We start from the raw sequence: 19,200 nt of genomic DNA on the forward strand, positions 1-19,200 counted from the left end.
ATGGCCCGGATTCCGCCTCCGGTCGCGGCCGTGCGCACCGCGGTGCGCCGCGGCCTGTCCGGGCTGCCCGCCGACGCCCTGGTCCTGGTCGCCTGCTCGGGTGGCGCGGACTCGCTGGCGCTCGCGTCGGCGGCCCGGTTCACCGGCAAGCGGGTCGGTCTGGTCACCGTGGACCACGGCCTGCAGGAGGGCTCGGACCGGCGCGCCCGGTCGGTGGCCGCCTGGGCCCGGGACGCCGGCTTCGACCCGGTGCGGATCGAGACCGTCTCGGTGGCCGGCCTGCACGGCGGGCCGGAGGCGGCCGCGCGCACCGCGCGCTATGCGGCGCTGAGTGCCGCCGCCGACGAGCTGGGCGCGGCCGCGGTGCTGCTCGGGCACACCCGCGACGACCAGGCCGAGACGGTGCTGCTCGCGCTGGCGCGGGGTGCCGGTCCGCGCGGCCTGTCCGGGATGCCGGCCCGCCGCGGGGTGTTCCGCCGTCCACTGCTCGACATCGCCCGTGCGGAGACCCGCAAGGCGTGCGCGGCGCTGGGACTGGCGCCCTGGGAGGACCCGCACAACACCGACCCGGCGTACGCGAGATCCCGCGTCCGCGCCTCGGCCCTGCCCGCCCTGGTCGCCGCGCTCGGGCCGGCCGTGCTGACGAACCTGGCCCGGACCGCGACCCTGATCGCCGCCGACACCGCCGCGCTCGACGAGCTGGCCGTCGCGGCGCTGGCGGAGTCGCGCAGCGGTGAAGGGCTGTCGGTGTCCGTTCTCGCCGGTCTGCTGCCCGCCGTCCGCGGCCGTGTGCTGCACAGCTGGGCCCGTGAGCTCGGCGCGCCCGGCGGCGCTCTGGCACACCGGCACGTGGTGTCTCTGGACGCTCTGGTGACCGCGTGGCACGGCCAGGGCACGGTGCATCTGCCCGGCGGGATCGGCGTGGCGCGGCGCTCCGGTGAACTCGTTCGGGTGGTTCCGGCACATATCAAGTGATGTGGCTGACCACAATCCGGCCCCGTTCGACTATCCGTAACCTCGATGGGGCAGGCTTACCCCCATGGCTGATGGCTCTTGGTACGACGCCGACATCGACCACGTGATCATCTCGGAGCAACAGATCCGGGACAAGATCGACGAACTGGCCAAGCAGGTCTCCGCGGACCACACCGATGCCGTGGACGGGATTCTGCTGGTCTGCGTGCTCAAGGGCGCGGTCATGTTCATGGCTGATTTCGCCCGTTCGCTCGGGCGGCACGGCCCGTCGACCGAGATGGAGTTCATGGCCGTCTCGTCGTACGGGCAGGGCACCACCTCCTCCGGTGTGGTGCGCATCCTCAAGGACCTGGACCGCGACATCGCCGGACGGCACGTGCTGGTCGTCGAGGACATCGTCGACTCCGGACTGACCCTGTCCTGGCTGATGAAGTACCTCGAGTCCCGGCAGCCGGCCAGCGTCGAGGTGGTCGCGCTGTTCCGCAAGCCGGACGCGGTGAAGGTGCAGGTCCCGGTCCGCTACGTGGGCTTCGACATCCCGAACGAGTTCGTGGTCGGTTACGGACTGGACTTCGCGGAGCGTTACCGGGAGTTGCCGTACGTGGGTGTACTGAAGCCCGAGGTGTACGCCCGTAGCTGAACCGCTTTCTCAGCGTGTTCTCAGTATTGGTTCGGTATGGGCGGTTTTGCACCTGAACCGCCCCGACTTATCGCCGGGTACGCGTGGTTCACCGTGAGGCCTCACGGGTTCGCAAACGGCACCTACGGTGTACGGTCGAGTGACCAATGGCGTAGTCGTCACTAACGCCGGAGGGGCCGCCTAACGCGCGGCGACGTTGAGGTGACCAGGACGCCGATCAGGAGGGTCCGGGCGCTTGGCGCCCGACAACAGTATGGAACGTACGCGTTTCTTCCGCCGCCCGGTGGTCTGGATCATTCTGGTGATCATCGGCGTAGTCGCGCTGAGCTCTTTCTTCACCAGTGGTCCCAGCTACCAGCGGGTAGACACTTCGGTCGCTCTCGAGCGCCTGAACCAGCCGAACATCGAGAAGGTCGTCCAGAAGGACAAGGAGCAGACGCTCCAGATCGATCTCGCGCAGTCCGAGCGGTTCAACGGCAAGATGACCGACAAGATCGAGACCCAGTATCCGTACGAGGTCACCGCCGCCATCTGGGAGGATGTGCAGCAGGCCAAGACCGCCGGCCGGATCACCGGGACGATCAACGCCACGGTCTCGGGCGACAACATCCTGATCAGCCTGCTGATCAACCTGCTGCCGATCGCCATTCTCGTGGTGCTGCTCCTGCTGTTCATGTCGCAGATGCAGGGCGGCGGCTCGCGGGTGCTCAACTTCGGTAAGTCCAAGGCGAAGATGATCACCAAGGACACGCCGAAGACCACGTTCGCGGACGTGGCGGGCGCCGACGAGGCGGTCGAGGAGCTCCAGGAGATCAAGGACTTCCTGCAGAACCCGGCGAAATACCAGGCGCTCGGCGCGAAGATCCCGAAGGGCGTGCTGCTCTTCGGCCAGCCGGGTACCGGTAAGACGCTGCTGGCCCGTGCGGTCGCCGGCGAGGCCGGTGTGCCCTTCTACTCCATCTCCGGTTCGGACTTCGTCGAGATGTTCGTCGGTGTCGGCGCCAGCCGGGTCCGCGACCTCTTCGAGCAGGCGAAGTCGAACGCTCCGGCGATCGTCTTCGTCGACGAGATCGACGCGGTCGGCCGGCACCGTGGCGCCGGCATGGGCGGTGGCCACGACGAGCGTGAGCAGACCCTCAACCAGCTGCTGGTCGAGATGGACGGCTTCGACACCAAGGGCGGCGTGATCCTGATCGCCGCCACGAACCGGCCCGACATCCTCGACCCCGCGCTGCTGCGCCCGGGCCGTTTCGACCGGCAGATCCCGGTGGACAACCCGGACATGGAGGGCCGCAAGGCGATCCTGCGGGTGCACGCCAAGGGCAAGCCGTTCACGCCGGACGTCGACCTCGACTCGGTGGCCCGCCGGACGCCCGGTTTCTCCGGTGCCGACCTGGCCAACGTGATCAACGAGGCAGCGCTGCTGACCGCCCGTAACGAGAAGCGGGCGATCTCCAACCACTTCCTCGAGGAGGCGATCGACCGGGTCATCGCCGGCCCCGAGCGCCGCACCCGGGCGATGAGCGACCACGAGAAGAAGATCACCGCGTACCACGAGGGCGGTCACGCGCTGGTGGCGTACGCGCTGCCGCACTCCGCTCCGGTGCACAAGGTGACGATCCTCCCGCGTGGCCGCTCGCTGGGTCACACGCTGGTGCTGCCGACCGAGGACAAGTACACCCAGACGCGGGCCGAGATGATCGACACCTTGGCGTACGCGCTGGGTGGCCGGGCCGCCGAGGAGCTCGTCTTCCACGAGCCCACCACCGGTGCCGGCAACGACATCGAGAAGGCCACCGGGCTGGCCCGCGCCATGGTCACCCAGTACGGCATGAGCTCGAAGCTGGGCGCCGTGAAGTACGGCACCAGCGGGGACGAGCCGTTCCTTGGCCGCAACATGGGCCACGAGCGGGACTACTCGGACTCGGTCGCCGCCGACATCGACGCCGAGGTGCGCGCGCTCATCGAGCTCGCCCACGACGAGGCCTGGGAGATCCTGGTCGAGTACCGCGACGTGCTCGACACCATGGTCTTGGAGCTGATGGAGAAGGAAACCATCACCCGCGAGGACATGGACCGGATCTGCGGCCGGGTGGCCAAGCGCCCGCCGATGTCGCCCTTCAACGGCTTCGGCAAGCGGCTCCCCTCGGAGGCGCCGCCGGTGCTCACCCCCGCCGAGCGGGACAAGCTGAAGGCACAGGCGGAGGCGGACGGCCAGATCGCCGTCGGACAGAACCCGGGCGCCAACGCGAACGGTTCGGAAGGTAGCAACTGATCAGCCCTTCAGAAGAGCTCGACTATCTCGCCGCCCGGCTGGTCGACGGCAAGCTCACCGGTACCCCGGTCGAGCAGGCCGTCGACCTCGGGCGGATCGAGAAAGCGGTCCGGGAGATCCTCATCGCGGTCGGTGAGGACCCGGACCGTGACGGTCTGCAGCGCACCCCGGCCCGGGTCGCCAGGGCGTATGCGGAGCTGTTCGCCGGTCTTCGGGTCGACCCGGCGACCGTGCTCACCACCAGCTTCGAGGCGGACCACGAGGAGCTCGTGCTGGTCCGTGACATCGAGGTGCAGAGCATGTGCGAGCACCACCTGCTGCCGTTCAAGGGTGTCGCGCACATCGGTTACATCCCGGGCACCGACGGCCGGATCACCGGCCTGTCCAAGCTGGCCCGGCTCGTCGAGGTCTTCGCCCGCCGCCCGCAGGTGCAGGAGCGGCTCACTTCGCAGATAGCCGACCTGCTGATGGCGCAGCTCGGCGCGCGCGGCGCGATAGTCGTCCTGGAGTGCGAGCACCTCTGCATGGAGATGCGCGGCATCCGCAAGGCCGGCGCGCGGACCGTCACCAGCGCGGTGCGCGGCGGCTTCCAGACCGACGGCAAAGTCCGCGCCGAGGCGATGGCCTTGATAAACGCTAGATGAGGCTGCGGAACTGGTTGGCCGAGTCCATCGCCGCCCGGGTCAGCTGAGTCGCCTCGTCCAGCCGCTCCCGGGCCTGCTGCAGGCTCGCGATGGCGGCTGCGGCAGCGGGGTGCAACGAGCCCACCGCGGTCAGCCGCATCAGAGCCAGGGACTGGTCCAGCTGCTCGGCGACGGCCTGGATGCCGACGATCGCGCGTTCCGACCCGGCCACCGACGTCGCCACGTTGACCTTGACCTCTTCGACGTTCGCCATCCGCGCCTCCTTCAGTTCAGCAGTGCCTCTAGACCCGCGCCCATGCAGGTCAGCAGCACCGGGGTGAGACAGGTGATCACGCCGAGGATCGGGGTGCGGTCCACCGCGGCCTCGCCCTCGCCGCCGTAGACGAAGCCGATCGTCGCCCACCCCAGCCCGAACGCCAGCAGCGGCATGCTCAGGCCGCAGAGCAGGGCGTAGGTCGGCGGTGAGCCGGGCGGGGCGACCAGGAACAGCAGCACCTGCACGATGAGCACGGCGGCCGCGAACGGTCCGTAGATCAGCAGGTTGCGCACCCAGGGACGATGCGGTCCGGCGGGTGCGGGGCCGATGAAGGCGTGATCCGCGGCGTCCGCGGTGACCCGGGCCTCGCGAAGCGCGGCCAGCACGGCGGCCGGACCGCCGGTCACCCTTTCCATCGCCGCCGCCTGGTCCGTGGGCTGCGGTGTCAGATCATTTTCCGGTACGGCGAAATCGCGCACCAAACGCGCCTTTTGCGGTGCCAGCCGTGCGCGTACCGAAGAAAGCTCCTGCCTTGCTGCCGCCACTGTCGCGGCGTGCTCGCCGGCCGCGTTGCTGACCGCACGGCGAACCTGGTCGAGTTGCTGGGCCGCCCGCAGATATTCCGCCCAGGGGTCGCTCTCCCGGGGGGTCTGGGCGGGAACGATCTGTCCTTCCTTCTGCTCGGTCACGGGGCCTCACCCTCCGCGTTCACAAAAGGCACGATGGTCACCAACTGGTCGGCGTGCCGATCGTGGAGCAGAGCCCGGTTCGCCCGGGGGTGCCAGTCCACCGGGCGGCCCAGCAGCAGCATCACGTCGGACTGCGGCACGTTGAGGAACAGCAGCCCGGCCACGTCCTCGCGGCCCATGCTGCCGCCGGTCTCCTCGCCGAACCGGCGAACGCCACGCCACCAGGACAGCAGGTGCGCACCCCGGCCCGGGCCCTCGCGCAGCAGCTTCCGCAGACCGGTCAGGCTGCCGGGCGCGGCGGCGTCCATCCCGAACACCACCCGATAACCGGGGCGGTCGGCGTCCAGTTCCTCGGCCAGTCCCGCCGCGTCGACCACGACGACGTCCTGGCGGTGCGCGATCTCCGCGGCCAGCGCACGAGCCGAGGCGTCACCCTCGGCGACCAGTGAGGCGATCACGAACCGAGCCGTACGCGGAGCGTGGCAGGCGGCGACACTGCGGGCGGCGGCGTCCAGCACCTCGGCGCCGGTGGTCTGGGAGCCCAGGATCGCCAGATGGCGGCCGGGGGACGAGTCCAGGGGGAAGGTGGCGGTGGAGAGGTTCACGTCGATCACGCGGCCGATCAGGGCCGCGGGGCGGGCCACCCGTCCGGCCAGGGCGGATCGGTAGGTGGGGTCGTCCTCGAGGTGCTGCTGCGCATAACCGGCGAAGACCCGCGGGGGCAGCGCCTCCGGGTCGCGGGCACCCCACAGCCGGTGCCGCAGGTCGCTGAGCAGCGGCTGGTCGGCGTGCGGATCGGGGAAGCGCACCACGCGCTCGTGACCGCGCGTCGCACCACGCGGCCCGCCAAGACCGCCGGCCGTGTTCACCACGGCACTGCCCATCGGCAGCCCGGCGGCCGAGTCGTTCGTCGGCTCCAGCACGTCGCCGCCGCCGGGCAGCGCGATCCGCACCGGGAACTGCCCGAAGATCGAGTCACGCTTGGCATAGAGCGCTTCCACACCGAGCACGGTCTGGCTGGCCAGGACGAGGTGTATCCCGTACGACCGGCCCTTGCGCGCCAGCGACTCCAGCAGGCCGACGGCCTCGGTGGCCATCGGGTCGTTGCCGGCCAGCAGCACCTGGAACTCGTCGATCACGCACAGGATCCGGGGCAGCGGGGTGCCACGGCCCTCCTCGGCGACGACCGCCCGCAGATCGGTGAAGCGCGAGACACCCGCCCGTTTGTACGCCAGAGAGCGGCGGCTCATCTCGGCGTCCAGCTCGCGGAGGACGGCCAACCCGTACTCCCGGTCCGACTCGACGCCGACGGCGCGCGCGTGCGGCAGCCAGGTGCGGTCCCGCTGGGTGGGGACGAACTCCGCGAAGGAGACGCCCTCCTTGAAGTCGAGCAGGTAGAGAGCGAGCTGGCCGGGACCGTACCGCGCGCCGAGCCCGTAGAGCACGTTGATCAGGAAGGCGGTCTTGCCGGCGCCGGACCGGCCGCCCACCATCCAGTGCGGAGTGAGGTCGTTGAACCGCAGGATCAGCGGCACGTCGCCGTGGTGACCGACCACGGTCTCCACCCCGGCCGCCGCGTCACCGCTCCACAGCTCCTCGCCGGAGTCCGGCAGCAGGTCGGCGAGCGTGACCCGGGACGCCTCCAGGGTGTCCGCGGCCAGCTCGTGGCAGACCGCGTCGATCAGGTGCGGCGGCGGGTCCTCGTCGAGGAACACCGGCGCGTTCAGCCACAGCGCCTCCGGCGTCGAGCCGAACGTGCCGCCCGGCGGGTCACCGATGATGGCGAACGGGTTCCGCACCGACACGGCGGTCGTCCGCGGCAGCGGCGCCTGGGTGGTCTCCGTGGTCAGCGGCGGGGGCGGCCAGCCGGCCACGATCAGATGCAGCCCCGAATCCGGCCCCTGCTGCGCCAGCGCCGCGATCCGCCGCAGTTCCTCGCCCTCGGTCATCTCCGGCAGGCTGGCGATCACCACGAGCATCATCCGGTCCCGCCGGGACCGCCGCGTGGCGCCGCCCCGCACCGGGCGCAGCCATTTCTCCGCCTCCGACAGCACGTCCCGCAGGCCCTGCCGATCGGTGGCCGGCGGCGCCATCAGCCCGGCGTCGGCAAGCTCCTCGAACGGCGCGAACACCGAGCCGCCACCGACCCCGTCCACGGTGCGGACCAGCAGCGAACCCGCCGGAGCCGCCGCCAGCAGGCGCAGCAGCAGCGACCGCAGCAGGCCGAACACCCGCGGATCGGTCGCGGTCGCGTCGATGGTCAGGTGACCCGTGCCGAGCAGCGGCACGATCGCTGGAAAACGGACGTCGTCCAGCGGCTGGGCGATCCCCAGCCGGACGAACGGCGACGTGGCCTGGCTCTTGAGGCTCGTGGACACCACCGTGTTCAGATCGGCGCCCAGCCAGCCCGGTGCCAGCTCACGGGCCACCGTCCGCAGCCGCTCGGCAAGCCGATGCTGCTCCCGGGGGTCCGGCGGGGCCGGCGCATAGGCCTCGAGCGCGGCTGCGGCGGCGTCCACCGTGGCCACTGCCTGCCGGTGCAGAGCAGCGGCCTGCCGGACTCGCAGAGTCGAATCAGCCACTGCCACCACCTCCTGTCCGCGGATAAAACTTATCCCAGAGCCGCTCGGGCGCCGCGCCGCGTCCCCGGTGCCACTTTCGTACCTCTACGTATCGCCTTGAACCCGGAGCGTGCATCCGCGGTACTCGTCTTTACGGGAGGTCGACATGTTCTTTGGTGACGCTTTGGACGGCCGGGTTCGGATCGAACTCGGCGATGACGGGCGGCTGTGGGATCTGACCCTTGACCCCCGGGTGACACAACTGCCGGTCTCGGAGCTGCGGGCCGGGCTGATCGCGGCATTCACCCGTGCGCAGGACTCCCTGCTCGGCTCCTTTGCTGCTCCGGCTCTTGAAGATGGTTCGGAAGCGGTCGAGATCGCGTCGCGCCGGTTCGAGGAGATCTCCTCAGTTCTGTACGACCTGTCGCGCCAGGCGGTGCGGAAATGGTGAGCGTGGGGCTCCGGGTGGATCCCGACGCGCTCACGGCGGTGAGCAGTGAGCTGGCCGGGATCGCAAAGCGGATGGCGGATGACGTCGCCGCTCTGGAGGCCACCGTGGCGGCCCCCGGGGCGCCGTGGGGTGCCGATGAGGGTGGGAGTGCCTTCGGGGTGGCCTACCAGGGGGTGCTGGGGCACGCGTTGACGGCTCTGGGGTCCTATGTGCAGCAGGTCGGGCAGGCGGCAGTCGGGCTGGCTGTGCAGGCTCGCTCGGTCGCCATGACTGACGCGTCATCGGCCGCGTCCCTCGGTGATCCCCCGTGACCATCGAGCTGCCTGTCGAGCTCACCGAGCCGCTCGGCTGGGTCGGGCTCACCTGGCCGCAGGCTGACGAGGACCGCCTCTATGCCGACGGGCGCGCCTGGATCGAGCACGGCGCCCGGCTCCGCATCCACGCGGCTGCGGCGAACACGGCTGCCCGCCGGGTCTGGATGGAGAACGAGGGCGCGTCGGTTGAGGCCTTCGAGCAGTGGTGGAACGGCCCCGACGGACCTGGAACCCACCTGGACGACGCCGCCACCGCGGTAGAGCTGATCGGCGCCGGCCTTCTTGCCATGGCGGGCGTCACCGTTGCTCTCAAGACCGCCTTCATCGCGCAGCTGACCGTCCTCGCCTTCCAGGTCGGCCAGGCGGTAGGAACCTCGTTCGTCACCGCCGGCGTCACCCTCGCCGAGATCCCGCTCTTCATCGCCGCCAGCCGGGTCGCCTGCCGCGAGATCGTCCACAAGGCGTTGCAAGTCGTGGAGGGCGAGGTGGCCACGTGTTTCGCCCGCGCTGCCGACCTCCTCCAAACCGCCGGCACCCGAGCCGCCGCGCAGCACGCCGGTCAGCTGGCTCGACACTTCGGACAAAACTCCGAATTCCATCGGCTCATGCGGGAGGTGGAGAGGGCCGACGTCAACAGTCCTCTCAACGGAGCCCATTTCTACTCAGGACGCAGTCCCGAAGGGGTCCCCATGCGCCTCTACGCCGAGAAGAACGCGGACGGTGTCGACTCGGTAACCTTGGAGCAAACCCCTGGCGGGCGAACCTTCGACGACATGAGGCTCTTCGCCGACAACTCACCGGTACGCGCCACCCACGCCCGCGACATCTGGGGCCGCCTCTCCGAACGCTACGCCGAGAACGCCGCAGGCGAGGTGACCGCCTGGACCCACAACCCCCGAGCCGACGGCATCTGGAACGCGATCGAACGCCGAGCCTTGGACAACAACCAGTCCGTAACGTCCTTGACCGAGATCGACCCGGCAGCCTGAGAGGAGCCAGCATGGGCGTCCAGGACCTCGACAGCCAGGCAGCCCGCACCGACACAGGCGTCCTCCTGCAAAGCCTCGACCGCGAAACCATGAGGCTCGAGTTCGCCGGCCACACGATGAACCTCCCGGTCGAACGGGGCTTGCTGAGCTACGGCTTCTACCTCCCACTTTCCCCACAGTGGTCCGACGGCGCCCCGATCTCCCCCAACGACCTAACCGTGATCAAACAAGCCATAGTGGAGATCCAAAAACACTGGGGCTTCCACGTCGACTTCCTGGTCTTGGAGACGTGATCCACCCTCCCGCCCAACTACGAACTACTGTCGTATGTATGCAGCCGCGCGATCCCGAGACGGGCACGGAAGCCGTACCGCCATCCACAACGGGCACGACTGGCGGTGCCATCGTGACGTCAGGGCCCGTAGCTGAGCGGTCTAGCGCAGCGGCGCGAAGAAGTGGCTGGCTGAAGAGCCGCCGAGCGCGGTTAGGGGTAGCGCTTGCTGGAGGTATGGCGGTGTTGCTGTGTTTAGGTGGCGTGCCCGTTCTGCTTTCACTCTACGATGACGCCACTGAGATCGAACGGACAGCTCCGAAAGCCGTAGTGGTGAGCTTTCTAGGTGCCTTCTTCATTACTGAGGACGACGAGCAAGCTGCGCTGTATCAGTGCGAGTCAGGCGGCGAATTCGAGCAGCTACTCCAGTTTCGGGAAGATACCCATCGCCGGGAGCAGGACTATTCCGTGGGGATATCGGTCAGCTGGTCCAATCTGCAGGAAGTCACCAGCGGTTCCAACAGTGTTGTCACGGCTGAGCTTACGCGCACCATCTCTGGCCAGAAGGGACGCGATAGCTCGTCATGGCAGTTCTCTCTAGTGGATCAAGGTGGCTGGCGAGTTTGTAAGGCAGTGTCAGCGTAGGATCTACTCAACCCAGGTTAGATGTGCGGGCATTTCTAGCGTTCTAGGCGTCTTCCCGTCCCAGGCCCAGCGATACCAGTCGAGTTCCTCGGCGACTCTCAAGCAGATATCCCCGCAGTCGCTGGTGTAGAGTTCGGTAACGGCGCGCAAACCGCGTTGTTCCCGACCGTCCTCCAATAATCGAACGACACGTCGGCCGGTTAGGAGGCCGGAGTCGCCGGCTGGAATCGGCGGACGACGCGGCGGCTCGTCAAGCGAAACAAGGCGGGTGACTGGGACCTCGGGTTCGCGCATGCCGGGAAAGCCGTACTCTTCGACCCAGACACGCTCTACTGGTACCAATGCCGCGAATACTTCGGTTTGTTCAGACTCGGCTCGATACCACTCTGCCTCGGCCATTACTGGCACATATGTTCGGCTGCCTTGTATGACCTTCTCATCGGCTCTTAGGTCAGCCCGCCATCCTAGACCTGGTGCGCCGACCAATATGCGTCGACCACGCAGCTGCCCACCCATCGTTGCAGGAGTCGGGACTATTGGGCGCGGCGCCTCTAGCTCCCCACTAGCCCTATCAGAAAAGGGTTCTGGCATCGGTCCGCTGATCATCCGTCACTACCTAGAGATGCTCCTTGCTCCCGCATGAATACCACCGGGTCAACGGCGCCGCTACTGGAGCGATCATTGTTGAGGTGAACTTCGAAGTGTAGGTGCGGGCCGGACGAGTTGCCGCTTGAGCCGACCCGTCCGATGACGTCACCTGCGGCTACCTGCTGGTTCTCGCGCACAAAGGGCCGTTGCACGAGATGACAATACCGCGTCATGACGTTGCCGGCATGCAGGATTTCGACCATCCAGCCGCAGCCTCCCTTACCCGGGTAGCCATCCACATTGCAGCTTTTCCGATTTCGGAAGTCCTCATCGCACTTAACGAGTGATACGACACCGCTCGCTACCGCTGCGATCGGAGTGTACTTTCCAATGCTCAGGTCGACACCCTGGTGGTTGGGCCGTGATGCAGTCCTGAATCCTGACCCGACACCAGCTCGTAGGGGAATAGTCCATCCGGAGGCCGCCACCTGTCCTGCCGCTGCGCAGACCATACTCGTCGAGCTGCCGACCGCGTTCGCGGCACCGTCGGCTAGGGAGTTGACGATCCGGGTGGCCAGCATTTCATGCTTCGCGTAGGCGTCAGGGTACGCACTAATCTGCACTGCTTGAGCGGCTCGGGTCAGCGACATTGCCTCCCATCCCTCAATGGTCTGGAGTTTCTTGTAGAACTTCGTGCTGGCGTAAACGGGATCTCGGATCTGCTCCGGGGTACCCCAGCCCGAGCTTGGACGCTGCTGAAATAGGCCGAGTGAGTCGTGGTCGTTGCGGGCGCCAAGATGTCCGAGATTGTTCAGGCGCGACTCTTGCATCGAGGTAGCCACGGCAATCACCCATGCGCGGGGCGGCATCTGCAGTTGCGAGCCGACATCGATGATAATTGCTGCATTACGGAGCTGTGCAGAGCCATAGGGGCGAATGCGTGGCAGCTTTGAGTCGGGGTCGACTACACCGCCCTGACCGCAGCCCAAAGCTGCGTTCAGTTGGTTTTGACCCTCATCGTCCACGCCATTGACTACGAAGACTGTGAGGCCTCCACCACAACAGAGCAGGGCAAGCGTGAGGACGAGGGCGACAAGGACGACAACTTTCCGCGGCCGCGCAACTCTCACGCTGGCTCCCAGTCGATGCCATCGACCAGCCAGGTTCCCTCCGGAGCCACGAGCCGCAGGCTCAGTTTTCCGGCGTCCATGGTGACTATCGCGTTCACCATAGAATCGTTAATCGCAACTAGTTCTGGCTTGCCGATTACTCGGTTAGCCGGCACTCCGGCCGGGTCTACACCTCGGAGTTGGTCTGACAGTTGCTCAGTGGTGTTTGGGAGAAGTCGGTCAAGCCACTTCTTTGAAGTGATGTCCACATGATCAACCCACGCTGAGGCGAATGCGTACGCCACTTGTTCTGGTTCTGCGCGACCGGGGCTTGTTTTCGGGGTCGGCGGCGGCTCGGGCGAGATGATGCTGTCGTCCTCAGAGGGGTCGACGCTGATTGCGGGCGCTGGGCTCCCTGCGCCCAGTGAGGGCGTCGGACTGCCATCTGAGAAGAGCCGTCCGAGTCCGACCACGAAGAGAACGATGAGGGCAAGCACCAGAGCAACCCCCCATCGGGACCGGAAGATCCCGGTGAGGCCGCGCTCGACAACTCCAGCCACCTAGCTCACCTGACCTCGGACCGCACCCGGGGGTTCGCTGGCTCCTGTGTGGTCGAGCCCGTCTCTGGCCGGTAGATCGCATAGGAGGTTGGGCGTTCGGCGACGTCAGGTTCGGTCCAGTCAGAAGTACTTCGAGCGCGAGCAGGCGCGGGGAGGCTGCGGGGTTTTGAGGAGTCGACCGGCACGTCCTCCCGGGCAGATTCAGTGCCATCAGGACGGGTCGCCACGACTGCAGCACCTGTCTCTACGCTATTCAAGGCGCCGCGACTGCCAGCGGAGTGTGCCGGGTCTTCGAGGCGTGCTTCAGGGCGAAGACTGCGCTGCTCCAGGTAGACGGGGCGGCCATCTTTGCCGAAGGTCGGCTCGCGAGTGCCTCCGCCCTCGGCAACCTCAAGCTTCGCGGCCTCTCGCATGTCACGGAAGAAGCGCCGATGCCACGAACCGGCTGAGGCGATCGCGGCAGCACTGTCTTTACCGCCAAGCTGAGTGACTCGGCGATACGGACGAAGAAGCAACCACCCCACCACACCGGTAAGCCACACCAATACGACTTGAAGCCAGCCAGCCAGGCTTGCGGTGTTCATGATTAGGTCAACCGCGAATAGATAAATGGCTGCGCCGGTGCCGAAGATAGCGATGTTGAAGATTGCTGCTACAACCGCGTTTCCAAGGCGCCGAATTCCAGCGCTGGCTGGCCTGAGGAGTCCGATTGTTCCGAGGATAGGGGCGGCGATCACAGCCCATCTAAAAACGAGGAAACCGAGGAGCACTAGGAGAGATGCTGTGATATCGAACATGGCGTATAGGAACGCGGCCAACATGGCAATGAATCCGGCGCCTACCCGCTCCATGCCGTTAGTGCCCTGCAGGTATTGGTAAGCCTCCGGATCTTCGCCTTTAATCTGCTCAGCGACCCTCATCCACTGCTCTCTCTTCTGATTGAGCATCGCGTCGCGAGTTTCGGGGTTGTTTCGGATGTCCTCGACCTGGTCCCATGTCAAAACACGGGCGTCGTAAAGCGCCTCACCGTACTTCTTCGCCGTTTCGCTGTCGGCCGACCCGAGTAGGCCTCGTAGCCAATTGCGGTAGAGCATGGTTTCAGTCGCAGTGTCACTAGCGCGAACCGCGGGTGATCTGTCGTCCGTACATGCCTGAGGTCCGAGAGCGCAATCGTCACTCTGTTGTTCAGGACGAGGACCAACTGCATCGTGGACGACGCCAAGCGTGCTGATCAACGTTTGGTCAGCAATATTGGCGGAGCGAATGGGCCAGGCGGCGATTGCGGTGACAATGACCATGATTAGTATTGCCCAGCCCGTGGTGGTGGTTGCAGCCCCCATCTCGGCTTGTCTGGATCGCCAAAGTAGATATACTCCAACGATTGCCAGCGTCACCACGCCGAACACGGTGAATACCTTCTCGTAGATTGCCTTAGTCGCCTGGTCTACGAGCGGATCCGCCCATCCCCAGAGAGCTTCTGGATTCCAGGCGCGCTCCCTAAGGGCGTTAGATGCACCGATCACGGCAGTTGCTATCATTAGCTCGCCGTTGGCAATAGTTGTTTCGACCCTGACGTCAGCCTCGCTGATTGCTGATGTACAGCCTAAGTCATATGTAGAGTAGCTGTAACCTGCATATCCATAATCACTGTACAAGCCAGGAAAGCTGCTACTGGTCGATGACTCCGGGCGTTCGGCGAACCAGCCGGCCAGCCCAGAGTCGGGCGCGCTTGCCGTAGGCGGGCCGAGGCAGTCAAGTCTTTGATCTGTGACCTTAGCTAGCCTTTGAACGCAGCCCGGGATGTCCTGCTGCCACTCTTCGACACTGCACGCGCCGCCCGGCGCCTGAGCTGTCGGCGCTGCGTATGCGCCTTGCGGTGCCGCCACCGCCCAAGCAATAGACCCCACCACCATCACAAACAAGGCTGTAACAAACGCCACTCCCCGCCGCGCCATCTCACACCTCCGGCTCGGACGGGAGGGGCACCGGTACCGCCGGTTGGGCCACGCCCGGCGTCGTGTCCAGATGTTCGAGCAAGCCGTCGACGTAAGACACGTCGACTCTGACCTTCTGGACTCGCCCGTCCACGTCTCGCATGACGAATTCGCGGAAGCCCAGGCGTTGCTGGGATGAGGTGTCGACCTGGGACAGGGAGGCAAGTGTCGCCTCGTAGCCGTCGTGTACCGGGACCCGGAGGAGGCGGAGGGCTTCGGAGGCGATTTCCTGGTCCTCGGCGATGCGGCCCACGAAGACCGTCGAGACCAGGTTCTGCACGTCCAGGCCCAGGATGTCCTTCGGGTTCTGGGAGGCGACCAGTGCTGCCAGGTTCCACTTGCGGGAGTCTCGGGCGAGGCGGACCAGGAAGCTGCGGCCGGAGCGCCAGCCTTCCATGAAGTGGGCCTCGTCCAGGCCGACCATTTTGCGGGACGACATGGAACCGCCGTAGCAGCGGCGTACCGCCAGGCGGTGGGCCGTGTGCAGCATCGGCAGGGCCAGGGATTCCTCGGCCGACCAGTACTCGCGCTCGATTTTCAGGTCGGGTAGGCGGAGGCCGGCCATGGTGATGACCGTGAGTGCGGCGTCGGCGCCCAGGAGGTGCTGCGGGGGGTGGCCGAAGAAGAGCAGGGCCAGCGGCATCTCGGCGGTGTCCAGGAGGAGGTTCGCGAGTTCCTTGCCCTCGTCGTTGTCGAGGCCCTGGAGGGTACGGACGACGTCGTCGAGAGTGGACGACTCCTCGGCCGGGACCTGCCGGACCGCGTGCCGGAGCAGGGTGGCCGTGGATGCTTCCCGGGCGACCTGCGGCGGCACCAGCATCGAGCAGATGTCCTGGACGAGCATGCGGCGTTCGGCGCGGGCGTTGGAGACGGCGATCTCGAACTCGCGGTCGCCGGACGGGCCGGTGGGGAACTCGGAGCGAACGGGGGTGGGGATCAGGGCGTACGGCGCCAGGGTTCCCTGTTCCGAGCCGGTGAGGTTCAGAACGCGGCTGTAGGGGCGCAGTTCCGGCATCTGGCAGAGCCGGGCGAGCGGGCCGGACGGGTCGAGCAGGGTGACCTGGACGCCGCGGCGGGCGTTCAAGTAGCCGAGCGCGCCCATCAGGGTCGACTTGCCACCGCCGGGTTCGGCGACGAAGACGCCGAGGCCGGAGCGTTCGCGTACTTCCATGGGGAAGTGCAGGTCGAGGAAGACGGGGCGCCGGCAGGTTCCCGCCGTGCGGCCGATCAGGTCGCCTCGGCGGTCACCGACCGTGGAGGCCGCCTGGGGCAGGGCCGCCGCGAGCAGTTTGACCGGCATCCGGCGTACGTATCCGGTGTTGGCGATCGGTTCGCCCGGGATGAATTCCCGGGCGAGCTGGTCCTGGTTCTTCGGGTGCTGCAGCGAGATGCGCAGCTCACGGGAGTAGAGCTGGATCAGGCGCCGGGCGCGTTCCAGGCACTCCTCGCGGGTGGCGCCGCCGACCGCGATCCGGTGCCAGCCGTGCGCGCGGGCCGACTCGACCGGGAGGCCGGTGGTCATCTCGTCGCCGATGACCAGGGCGCGCTTGGCGAGGCGTTCGAGTTCCGGTGGTGCGTCGATGCCGTGCTCCGCGTAGTCCAGCTGCTGTGAGCGGATCATGCGGAGCCGGTGTTCGAGGTTCTTGAAGGAGCTGTTGGAGCCGAGGATGTCGATGCGCGAGGAGAGTTCCATCGGCCAGGGCAGCCGCTCGTGGAAGTGCATCCACGGCTCGTGCTTCTCCGGGATCTCCAGGGGTTCCATCCGGCCGACCGAGAGGACCGCGACGTGCCGTTCCTCGCCGGACATCCGGTTGACGAGTTTGACGGTCGACCCGTACGGCGTGCGGTAGCGCTCCACCTGCTCGGTCAGCGCGAGCAGGTCACCGGTCTCCCAGTGGCCGTTGGTGACCGGCGAGAGCAGGCCGGGCGGCGCCATGCACAGCGCCACCGAGCGGTACAGCAGCCACTCCAGTTCCTGGGGTGTTACCCGGCGCCCGCGCATGCCGAACGCGTTGAGCACCTCGTCGAACTGCTCGACGGTCCGGCCCAGCTTGCGGCGTTCGCCGTCGGAGGTGCCTCGGCCGAAGACCCGCAGGATCCGCTCGGAGAAGGTGTCGCCGAGCGAGCGCCGCGCGAACGTCACCCCCAGATAGGTCTGGCCCTCCGCGTGGTTCACCGAGAGCAGGTGCCGCTGTGCCGCGACCAGGTGGTTGGACCAGGAGGTGGCGCCGTGCACGTCGGGCAGCGGCTTGGTGGTGAACGAGTCGACCGTGCGGGCCCACTCGTCGGCCGGGAACGGGCGCGTGGTCCGGCGCAGGTGCAGCCGGAAGCCGGCGAGTCCCGCGTACTGCTCGGAGATGGCGCTGAGCAGTGCCTCGCGCTCCGCGTCGGGCCGGAAGGCCCAGCGCACCTCGGGCAGGTGATACCACGCGGTCACCGTGCTCTGGGTGAAGGTCAGGTGCCCGGCGATCTCGCTGATCGCGAGCTCCATGGCGGGGTCGCGGTCGCTGAACTTGAGCTTCTGCGGCCGCAGCGGCGCCGGCTTGGCCGGTTTCGGCTCGCGGCGCTTGACCTCCTTGGTCTTCTCGCGCTTCGCGGGCGCCTTCTCCGTGCGCTTGGCCGGCGCTTTCTCCGGCACGGGGACCGGGAGGGGCGCCGACGGCGCCTGCTGCCACAGGGCGGGCGAGGAGGGCGCGATCGAGGCGGGCGCGGGCAACGGGGGCGACACCGGCGATGCGGCAGGCGCAGAGGGGGTACGCGGTGAGCGCGCCGGCGCCGACGAGGGCCACTCGTCGAACTCGCTCCAGTCGTCCTCGTCGATGACGGGAGGTGTCACCGCGGGAGGCGCCGAGGCGGCCGGCGTCTCGACGGGCGGGTCCGGGAAGAAGTCCGCCTTGGGGCCGACCGGCGCCCGCGTGAACGGTGCTCCGTCCCACCCCGGCGACGCCTCGGAACCGTTGGATCCATTGAGTCCGAATCCCCGGTCCGGTTCGGATTCCACCGGTTTCGCGTAAAGATCACTCGGACGGGTACTCGTCGTACCGCCGAACAGGTCCAGGAACGGGGAGTCGATGTCCATCGTGGTGTCCACGGACGAACCGCGAGGTCGCACGGGTTGCGGCGCCTGGAACACCCCCACGCCACCGTGTCCGGGCGCGGGAACGAACTCGTCAGCGTCGTCCAGCGAATCAGGCGGCGAGTAGTTGTTCGAGCGCACACCGTTACTCTGCCTGCCTGTCGACGAGGCATCCGCGCGGGGATGCCCGTGCGGAGGAGTTCCGGTCATGCGGAGACCCCACCGAGACGCACGACAGTCCAGCCGGTCATACCAACTCCTCCCGAACCCGGATGCGAGTGGCGACAAGTCTCGGATCGCGCTGCTCCACCGCGGGCTCGCGGGTGCGACGCCAGTCGGTGAGCGCTGTGCGGATCACGACCCGGGCCGGCCGGTCCGGGTCGACGTGCCGGAACACGTACGAAGTGGTGACCATGGCCAGGGCGATCTCCCAGGCCGGGAACGGGTCGAACTTCAGCGTGATCAGGTAGTGCAGGAACATGAACAGCGGCACGAGTACGACGAACATGCCGTACTGCGCGTACGGAAGGTGTACCGGCAGCGTGTAGCCGGGCGGGCCGAGATAGACCAGGCGCGCCCGGTAGATGTCGTCGTCGGTCCGGAGCCGCATCTCAGTTGAAGATCAGGTCGATGATCGACTCGCCGACGAAGAAGAGAGTCGCGGCGCCGGCGATGAACGCCAGGCCCACGATCGCGATCGCCGAGCTGGTGAGAACCTTGGAGATCTCGCCGCGACTGGCGCGGCCGATGAAGATCACGCCGAGGACCGCGAGCAGGATCGGAGCGATGTTGCTCGCGAAGAAGGTGACGATTCCTTCGGTGTTGATGCTGCCTGCTGGCTCAGCCGCCAGGATGGCGAGCTCGGTGGCGATCATCGGTAAACCTCCCCGTGTCCGGTATGGGGGGTACGGACACGCTGCAGTTGTGAAGCCGTGCGGCAACGCCCATATGGTGCTACCTCTGGCCCACCACGTCGAGTGAGCCGTTCGGGCCCTGCCATGCTCATCTGCTCTCTTCGGTTACTTCATGATGCCCAGTTCCGAAGAGTACGGCCCGTACTTGCGAGCAACAAGCGCCCGTTTCGTTACCCAAGGTGAAGGAGTGGATGAATAGGAGTCACGTCGAATCGTACACGTGTTCGAAAACTACCCTTCTCCTGTGCC

At 67.1% G+C, this 19,200-nt stretch carries 19 protein-coding genes; 9 read left to right on the plus strand and 10 right to left on the minus strand.

Annotation, left to right across the window (positions count from 1 at the left end):
* The 4 genes from tilS (at nucleotide 1) to folE (ending at nucleotide 4,534) form a co-directional block, all read left to right on the plus strand.
* Entirely contained in the window at nucleotides 1-975 is a 975-nt protein-coding gene (gene tilS, locus AB0M02_RS43180; RefSeq protein WP_364238316.1) for a tRNA lysidine(34) synthetase TilS, read from the plus strand.
* 64 nt (nucleotides 976-1,039) lie between these two features.
* Nucleotides 1,040-1,615: a hypoxanthine phosphoribosyltransferase gene (hpt, locus tag AB0M02_RS43185; protein WP_364238317.1), complete on the plus strand. Its 576-nt coding sequence runs from the start codon at nucleotides 1,040-1,042 to the stop codon at nucleotides 1,613-1,615.
* Nucleotides 1,616-1,868: 253 nt separating this feature from the next.
* Nucleotides 1,869-3,890 carry an ATP-dependent zinc metalloprotease FtsH gene (ftsH, locus tag AB0M02_RS43190; protein ID WP_364238318.1) on the plus strand — a complete coding sequence of 674 codons (2,022 nt, stop codon included), beginning with the start codon at nucleotides 1,869-1,871 and terminating at the stop codon, nucleotides 3,888-3,890.
* Complete coding sequence (gene folE / locus AB0M02_RS43195) at nucleotides 3,887-4,534, plus strand: GTP cyclohydrolase I FolE (RefSeq protein WP_364238357.1); 648 nt, start codon at nucleotides 3,887-3,889, stop codon at nucleotides 4,532-4,534. Before ftsH ends, folE begins: the two co-directional genes overlap by 4 nt.
* On the opposite strand, the gene AB0M02_RS43200 is transcribed toward folE, so the two are convergent.
* Genes AB0M02_RS43200 through AB0M02_RS43210 form a run of 3 tightly spaced genes read right to left on the minus strand, consistent with a single transcriptional unit; the run spans nucleotide 4,527 to nucleotide 8,070 of the window.
* Nucleotides 4,527-4,787 carry a hypothetical protein gene (locus AB0M02_RS43200; protein ID WP_364238319.1) on the minus strand — a complete coding sequence of 87 codons (261 nt, stop codon included), beginning with the start codon at nucleotides 4,785-4,787 and terminating at the stop codon, nucleotides 4,527-4,529. The genes folE and AB0M02_RS43200 overlap by 8 nt on opposite strands.
* 11 nt (nucleotides 4,788-4,798) lie before the next feature.
* Nucleotides 4,799-5,479, minus strand: a complete 681-nt coding sequence (locus AB0M02_RS43205) for a hypothetical protein (protein ID WP_364238320.1) — start codon at nucleotides 5,477-5,479, stop codon at nucleotides 4,799-4,801.
* Nucleotides 5,476-8,070: an FtsK/SpoIIIE domain-containing protein gene (locus AB0M02_RS43210; RefSeq protein WP_364238321.1), complete on the minus strand. Its 2,595-nt coding sequence runs from the start codon at nucleotides 8,068-8,070 to the stop codon at nucleotides 5,476-5,478. Before AB0M02_RS43210 ends, AB0M02_RS43205 begins: the two co-directional genes overlap by 4 nt.
* Before the next feature lie 136 nt (nucleotides 8,071-8,206).
* Here AB0M02_RS43210 and AB0M02_RS43215 point away from each other — a divergent pair, with 136 nt between their 5' ends.
* From AB0M02_RS43215 to AB0M02_RS43235, 5 genes are all read left to right on the plus strand, one after another.
* Nucleotides 8,207-8,491, plus strand: coding sequence for a hypothetical protein (locus AB0M02_RS43215; protein ID WP_364238322.1), 285 nt, complete (start codon nucleotides 8,207-8,209; stop codon nucleotides 8,489-8,491).
* Nucleotides 8,485-8,802 (plus strand): hypothetical protein, encoded by a 318-nt coding sequence (locus AB0M02_RS43220; RefSeq protein ID WP_364238323.1) that lies wholly within the window; start codon nucleotides 8,485-8,487, stop codon nucleotides 8,800-8,802. Before AB0M02_RS43215 ends, AB0M02_RS43220 begins: the two co-directional genes overlap by 7 nt.
* On the plus strand, nucleotides 8,799-9,794 hold the full coding sequence (locus AB0M02_RS43225) for a hypothetical protein (protein ID WP_364238324.1): 996 nt from the start codon (nucleotides 8,799-8,801) through the stop codon (nucleotides 9,792-9,794). Before AB0M02_RS43220 ends, AB0M02_RS43225 begins: the two co-directional genes overlap by 4 nt.
* Before the next feature lie 11 nt (nucleotides 9,795-9,805).
* The gene (locus tag AB0M02_RS43230) at nucleotides 9,806-10,087 is read left to right on the plus strand and encodes a hypothetical protein (protein WP_364238325.1); all 282 of its coding nucleotides are present in this window, start codon (nucleotides 9,806-9,808) and stop codon (nucleotides 10,085-10,087) included.
* A gap of 215 nt (nucleotides 10,088-10,302) precedes the next feature.
* The gene (locus AB0M02_RS43235) at nucleotides 10,303-10,710 is read left to right on the plus strand and encodes a hypothetical protein (RefSeq protein ID WP_364238326.1); all 408 of its coding nucleotides are present in this window, start codon (nucleotides 10,303-10,305) and stop codon (nucleotides 10,708-10,710) included.
* A 3-nt stretch (nucleotides 10,711-10,713) separates the two neighbouring features.
* On the opposite strand, the gene AB0M02_RS43240 is transcribed toward AB0M02_RS43235, so the two are convergent.
* Genes AB0M02_RS43240 through AB0M02_RS43270 form a run of 7 tightly spaced genes read right to left on the minus strand, consistent with a single transcriptional unit; the run spans nucleotide 10,714 to nucleotide 18,912 of the window.
* The gene (locus AB0M02_RS43240; protein ID WP_364238358.1) at nucleotides 10,714-11,313 is read right to left on the minus strand and encodes a hypothetical protein; all 600 of its coding nucleotides are present in this window, start codon (nucleotides 11,311-11,313) and stop codon (nucleotides 10,714-10,716) included.
* Nucleotides 11,313-12,428, minus strand: coding sequence for a M23 family metallopeptidase (locus AB0M02_RS43245; protein ID WP_364238327.1), 1,116 nt, complete (start codon nucleotides 12,426-12,428; stop codon nucleotides 11,313-11,315). The genes AB0M02_RS43240 and AB0M02_RS43245 overlap by 1 nt, the downstream gene beginning before the upstream one ends.
* A complete protein-coding gene (locus AB0M02_RS43250; protein ID WP_364238328.1) occupies nucleotides 12,425-12,967 on the minus strand; it encodes a hypothetical protein in 543 nt (180 codons plus the stop codon). The genes AB0M02_RS43245 and AB0M02_RS43250 overlap by 4 nt, the downstream gene beginning before the upstream one ends.
* Nucleotides 12,968-12,972: 5 nt before the next feature.
* The gene (locus AB0M02_RS43255) at nucleotides 12,973-14,922 is read right to left on the minus strand and encodes an MFS transporter (RefSeq protein WP_364238329.1); all 1,950 of its coding nucleotides are present in this window, start codon (nucleotides 14,920-14,922) and stop codon (nucleotides 12,973-12,975) included.
* A gap of 1 nt (nucleotide 14,923) precedes the next feature.
* Entirely contained in the window at nucleotides 14,924-18,247 is a 3,324-nt protein-coding gene (locus AB0M02_RS43260) for an ATP-binding protein (RefSeq protein WP_364238330.1), read from the minus strand.
* 37 nt (nucleotides 18,248-18,284) lie between these two features.
* Nucleotides 18,285-18,647: a hypothetical protein gene (locus tag AB0M02_RS43265; RefSeq protein WP_364238331.1), complete on the minus strand. Its 363-nt coding sequence runs from the start codon at nucleotides 18,645-18,647 to the stop codon at nucleotides 18,285-18,287.
* Between the two features lies 1 nt (nucleotide 18,648).
* Nucleotides 18,649-18,912 carry a hypothetical protein gene (locus AB0M02_RS43270; protein WP_364238332.1) on the minus strand — a complete coding sequence of 88 codons (264 nt, stop codon included), beginning with the start codon at nucleotides 18,910-18,912 and terminating at the stop codon, nucleotides 18,649-18,651.
* Nucleotides 18,913-19,200 lie beyond the last annotated feature (288 nt).

Source organism: Actinoplanes sp. NPDC051861 (assembly GCF_040681145.1).
In the GTDB taxonomy this organism is placed as follows: Bacteria; Actinomycetota; Actinomycetes; order Mycobacteriales; family Micromonosporaceae; genus Actinoplanes.

Coding starts and splice junctions, on each gene's coding strand:
- tilS (WP_364238316.1), top strand. CDS start 1: ATGGCCCGGATTCCGCCTCCGGTCGCGGCCGTGCGCACCGCGGTGCGC.
- hpt (WP_364238317.1), top strand. CDS start 1,040: ATGGCTGATGGCTCTTGGTACGACGCCGACATCGACCACGTGATCATC.
- ftsH (WP_364238318.1), top strand. CDS start 1,869: ATGGAACGTACGCGTTTCTTCCGCCGCCCGGTGGTCTGGATCATTCTG.
- AB0M02_RS43200 (WP_364238319.1), bottom strand. CDS start 4,787: ATGGCGAACGTCGAAGAGGTCAAGGTCAACGTGGCGACGTCGGTGGCC.
- AB0M02_RS43215 (WP_364238322.1), top strand. CDS start 8,207: ATGTTCTTTGGTGACGCTTTGGACGGCCGGGTTCGGATCGAACTCGGC.
- AB0M02_RS43220 (WP_364238323.1), top strand. CDS start 8,485: ATGGTGAGCGTGGGGCTCCGGGTGGATCCCGACGCGCTCACGGCGGTG.
- AB0M02_RS43230 (WP_364238325.1), top strand. CDS start 9,806: ATGGGCGTCCAGGACCTCGACAGCCAGGCAGCCCGCACCGACACAGGC.
- AB0M02_RS43235 (WP_364238326.1), top strand. CDS start 10,303: ATGGCGGTGTTGCTGTGTTTAGGTGGCGTGCCCGTTCTGCTTTCACTC.
- AB0M02_RS43255 (WP_364238329.1), bottom strand. CDS start 14,922: ATGGCGCGGCGGGGAGTGGCGTTTGTTACAGCCTTGTTTGTGATGGTG.
- AB0M02_RS43260 (WP_364238330.1), bottom strand. CDS start 18,247: ATGACCGGAACTCCTCCGCACGGGCATCCCCGCGCGGATGCCTCGTCG.
- AB0M02_RS43265 (WP_364238331.1), bottom strand. CDS start 18,647: ATGCGGCTCCGGACCGACGACGACATCTACCGGGCGCGCCTGGTCTAT.
- AB0M02_RS43270 (WP_364238332.1), bottom strand. CDS start 18,912: ATGATCGCCACCGAGCTCGCCATCCTGGCGGCTGAGCCAGCAGGCAGC.